Source organism: Streptomyces sp. ActVer, from assembly GCF_027270795.1.
GTDB lineage: Bacteria > Actinomycetota > Actinomycetes > Streptomycetales > Streptomycetaceae > Streptomyces > Streptomyces umbrinus_A.
In genome coordinates, this window is the sequence record NZ_JAPWHT010000678.1 from 1 (window position 1) to 3806 (window position 3806).

The window sequence follows — 3806 nt, forward strand, 5'->3', positions numbered from 1 at the left end:
CGGGCGGTGGCGGCCACGGCGGCCGCCGAGGTGTCGCCCTCGGCCCCGGGCTGCCAGCCGCCCTCGATGGCGCGGCGCGCGATGTTCGGGCCGCTCGCGATGCGCTCGACACAGCCACGGGACCCGCACGGGCAGGGGTCGCCGTTGAGTTCCACGCTGATGTGGCCGATGTGACCGGCGTTGCCGGTGGGTCCGGGGTGCAGCTGTCCGCCCAGGACGAGACCGCCTCCGACGCCGGTCGAGACGACCATGCAGAGCGCGTTGCCGTGTCCTCGTGCCGCGCCCTGCCAGTGCTCGGCCGCGGTGATCGCCACGCCGTCGCCGATCAGCTCGACGGGCAGCCCCGCCGTGGCGGCCCGGACCCGTTCGACCAGGGGGTAGTCGCGCCAGCCGGGCACGTTCACGGGGCCCACGGTGCCCGCGGAGGCGTCCACCGGGCCCGCGCTGCCGATGCCGATGGCCGTGGCCCGGCTCCACAGGGGCGAGACGGTCAGTTCGCCGAGCACCGCGTCGACGGCCGCCATGACGGTCTCGCCGCCCTCTTGCGCGGGCGTCGGCCGCTGGGCGCGCAGCAGGATCCGGCCGTGGCCGTCCACCAGCGCTCCGGCGATCTTGGTGCCGCCGATGTCGAGCGCGGCCACGAGGTCGGTGTGCATCAGTTTCTGATCTCCCGTTTGGATCCCATTTGGACCATGAGAAAAGGGCAGGCCGGTCTCGCAGTGAGGAAGGGTAGGCCGGAGATTGCGATGGACAGTCTCTCCCGCATCTGACAACGTTGTCCAGGCTCTATGCTCGACGCCACACCCCGATCTGGCGACCAACCGAGCATCCTCAGGACCGACGCAGCCCCATGGACTACAGGACAGGACAGCGCATCGTGGCCGAGACCGCCCGCCGAACCGAGAGCCGCTACGGCAACCGTCCCACGATGAAGGACGTCGCGGCGCGTGCCGGGGTCGGTCTGAAGACGGTATCGCGTGTAGTCAACGGCGAGCCAGGAGTCACCCCCGACACCGAGCGACGCGTACAGGAGGCGATCGACGCGCTGGGCTTCCGGCGCAACGACAGCGCGCGGGTGCTCCGCAAGGGGCGTACGGCGAGCATCGGTCTCGTACTGGAGGATCTGGCGGACCCGTTCTACGGTCCGCTGAGCCGCGCGGTGGAGGAAGTGGCCCGCGCCCATGGCGCCCTGTTGATCAACGGCTCCAGCGCCGAGGACCCGGACCGCGAGCAGGAGCTGGTCCTCGCGCTGTGCGCGCGCCGCGTGGACGGGCTCGTGATCATCCCGGCCGGTGACGACCACCGCTATCTGGAGCCGGAGATAAAGGCGGGTGTCGCCACGGTCTTCGTGGACCGCCCCGCCGGACAGATCGACGCGGACGTCGTCCTCTCCGACAGCTTCGGCGGTGCGCGCGACGGCGTCGCCCACCTCATCGCGCACGGCCACCGCCGGATCGGGTTCATCGGTGACATGCCGCGCATCCACACCTCCGCCGAGCGTCTGCGCGGCTATCGCGCCGCCATGGAGGACGCCGGCATTCCGGTGGAGGACGCCTGGATGTCCCTGGGTGTCACCGACCCGCAGCGGGTGCGCAAGGCGGCCGAGGACATGCTTTCGGGCCCCTCCCCCGTCACGGCGATCTTCGCGGGCAACAACCGTGTGACAGTCACGGCCGTGCGTGTCATCGCCGAGGGCTCCCGTCCGGTGGCCCTGGTCGGTTTCGACGACATCGAGCTCGCCGACCTCCTCCAGCCCGGGGTCACCGTCGTCGCCCAGGACGCCGCGCAGCTCGGCCGTACGGCCGCGGAGCGCCTCTTCCGTCAGCTCGACGGCTCGCTCGTCCTTCCCGAGCGCATCGAACTCCCGACGCGTCTGATCACCCGCGGCTCGGGCGAACTGCCGCCCTCGGGCTGACACATGACGGCCCGCGACCCGTACGCCGACCGCACGCTGGAAGCCCTCGGCCTGGCCGAGGCGCCGCGTGACCATCCGCTGACGTATCCGGGCGCCTGGCCCGAGGAATCGGGACTCCTGGACGGGGACCGGCTGTTGCCCCTCACCGGCCACACGTTCCCCGGCCGCGTCCCGGTCCTCGCGGTCGGCTCCAACGCCTGCCCCGGGCAACTCCGCCACAAGATGCGGGAGTACGAGCTGTCGTCCCCGATCCCGCTGGCGAAGGCGCGGGTCACCGGGTTGGAGGTGGGCGTCTCGGCGCACGTCAGCGCGATGGGGTACGTGTCCGCGTCGCCCTTCCGCGCGCCCGGGCACACCCGCGAACTGTTCCTCACCTGGCTGGACCCCGCGCAACTCGCGGCGGTCGACGCGAGCGAGGGCGTCACGGCGCCGGCGGGGGCGTACGACCGGGTGTCACTGCCCGCCGCCGACGTCCGGATCGAGCTGGAGTCGGGCGCCACGCTCGACGGCGCCCATCTCTACGTCAACCGGCGCGGAGTCCTCCACGACGGTACGGGGACGCCGCTGAGGCATCCCGGCGAGCGGCCGCTGCTCACCCAACTCCTCTGCCGGTCACCGCGGTTGCGGGACCTGTTCGGCGCCACGCCCGAGGAGTTCTGCGCCCGGGCGCGCGGCGATCTGCGGCTGTGCACCGCGGGCACCCGGCTGTTCGCCGAGGAGGGGTGGACAACGGCCTCCGGACTGGAGAAGTACCTGCCCGGTCAGCAGACCGGCAGTCCCGGAACCGGCGCGTCGTTGTCGCCGCCCTTGATGTAGACGTCGCTGACGAAGACGTTCGTGTTGCCGCTGTCGTCGTCGGTCTTCGCCCACCAGACGTTCGTCCACTCGCCATAGGTCTCGCGGCGGCCGAGGTTCTGCTGGCAGTAGAAGTAGTTGGTGCCCGCGTTGAGGGTGCCCGCCTCGGCACCCGCCGCGGTGTAGGACTTGGACGTCTTCCAGACCTCGCAGTTGTACTTGCCGCCGCCGATGGCGTGGCAGACCGGGGCGGAACTGGGTTCGCCGCCTCCGCCGGTCGTGCCGCCGTCCGAACCGCCGCCCGTCGTACCGCCGTTGCTGGGCTCGGGCGAAGGGACCGGTGCCTTGTCCGTGGGCTTGGCGTCCTCGGTGCGCTCCGGCTTCTCGCCCGGCTTCGCCGACTCCTTCTTGTCGCCCTGTTCCGTGGGCTTGGTGTCGTCCGACAGGTCGATCGAGCCACGGCTCGCGCCCTCGGACGGGGTGGCGTCGCCGCCCTGGGAGGCTCTGGGCCCGGCGGTGGACTTCGACTCGTCGCCGCCGTTCATGAGAGCGACAGTGACGCCGGTCGCTGCCAGCACGACGGTCACCGCTGCGGCGGCGAGAAGAACCCGGCCCTTGCGGCGCCGGGGGCCGGCCGGAACGGCGGGCTGAGCCATCGACTCGGGCGGACCGAAGCCCGGCCCCGTCAACGGGGGCGGTGCGGAGGAGCCCACGGCCGAGGGGGTGCCGTGGCCGCCTGCCTGCTGGGCACCGGGTGCTGTCGGGCCCGCGTCCGGGAAGCCGGGCCCGGAACCGCTCGCCGCGGAGGCGGAGGCGGAGGCGGAGGCCGGTCCCGAAGCAGATGTCGAGGCACCCGTCCCGTCCGTCGCCGGATCCGCGGGCCCCGGCCGGGCTTCTCCGGCTCCGGTGGATCCGGGCGCGGCGCCGACGCCCGCGGCACCGAAGGCGGCTGCTCCTGTACCCGAGCCCCCGGCCCCGCTCGGTTCCGGTGCGCCGAAGCCCGCATGGCCCGTCGCCGGAGCGCCGGGCGCGGAGCCGCCGAATGACCCGGCTTCCGCCCTGTGCTCGCCCGCGGGTCCGAAGCCCGCGCCGGCCG

At 72.9% G+C, this 3806-nt stretch carries 3 protein-coding genes and 1 pseudogene; 2 read left to right on the forward strand and 2 right to left on the reverse strand.

Going from position 1 to position 3806, the window contains the following annotated elements:
• On the reverse strand, positions 1-656 hold a 656-nt coding region (locus O3Q52_RS50285), incomplete at its 3' end, for an ROK family protein (RefSeq protein ID WP_269655114.1).
• Between the two features lie 194 nt (positions 657-850).
• Here O3Q52_RS50285 and O3Q52_RS50290 point away from each other — a divergent pair.
• Together O3Q52_RS50290 and O3Q52_RS50295 are read left to right on the forward strand one after the other, a co-directional pair.
• Positions 851-1915: a LacI family DNA-binding transcriptional regulator gene (locus tag O3Q52_RS50290; RefSeq protein WP_269655115.1), complete on the forward strand. Its 1065-nt coding sequence runs from the start codon at positions 851-853 to the stop codon at positions 1913-1915.
• A gap of 3 nt (positions 1916-1918) precedes the next feature.
• Positions 1919-2731 carry a hypothetical protein gene (locus O3Q52_RS50295; protein WP_269655116.1) on the forward strand — a complete coding sequence of 271 codons (813 nt, stop codon included), beginning with the start codon at positions 1919-1921 and terminating at the stop codon, positions 2729-2731.
• On the opposite strand, the pseudogene O3Q52_RS50300 reads toward O3Q52_RS50295, so the two are convergent.
• Positions 2677-3806 (reverse strand): annotated as a pseudogene (locus O3Q52_RS50300) (serine/threonine protein kinase); the annotation flags it as partial. The gene O3Q52_RS50295 and the pseudogene O3Q52_RS50300 sit on opposite strands and share 55 nt — an antisense overlap.